This window comes from Microbulbifer hainanensis (assembly GCF_014904735.1).
Classification (GTDB): domain Bacteria; phylum Pseudomonadota; class Gammaproteobacteria; order Pseudomonadales; family Cellvibrionaceae; genus Microbulbifer; species Microbulbifer hainanensis.
In genome coordinates this window covers 1-616 of sequence record NZ_JACZCR010000075.1, presented here as the reverse complement: position 1 = coordinate 616, position 616 = coordinate 1, and the positions used below count along the sequence as shown (strand labels likewise).

Below are 616 nucleotides of genomic sequence, written 5' to 3'. Positions count from 1 at the left end.
GAGGGCCGCGCCATCGGAGATTTCCCAGCACTCCAACCCTGGATCCGCGTGAGCAGTGCTCATTATCGGTGAGGTGGTTTGGGATAGAGCAACTACGCAAAAGGCGGCGAACCGGTTCAACAACGTTGTTCTCCAGCGGTTTATAAGCCAAACTTACAAAACATATGTTTTATGTGCAACGTCCGATGTCGTAACGGGATGGGTTGGAGATGAGGGTGTTGGACCGAGAGAATCTGCCTAGGCGATGCCGCAGACAGCCTGGTCAATCGGGAAGGCCGTGCCCTTGTTCAAGATGGTTTACACCGAACAAGAGGGCGGTCGCCATCTCACGACCTAGACTGCGCCCAAACCGTTCTGAGAGAGCCAGGATCCGCGCGTGGGTCTCGGGGTACAGACGGACGGTAAAGACTGCGAAAGGGACATTCTTCGGCGTTGGAACGAGCGGGATATCGCCCGTCTTTTCCTGGGCCGACATATACGCTTTCGCCGCGCCCTCGAAGAAATCAATCAGAGTAATGTTATTCGCCCTACAGGTTTCGCGGATACGTTCGGCATCTGTCGCAGCTACGCGAATCAGCTGCGCGATGCGCCCATCCCTGTCGGTTTTTCTTTTTCG

General features: G+C 55.4%; 1 protein-coding gene. It reads right to left on the bottom strand.

Annotation, left to right across the window (positions count from 1 at the left end):
* Positions 1-262 precede the first annotated feature (262 nt).
* Positions 263-616: hypothetical protein (locus IG168_RS20395; RefSeq protein ID WP_193166446.1), on the bottom strand; the 354-nt coding region annotated here is incomplete at its 5' end.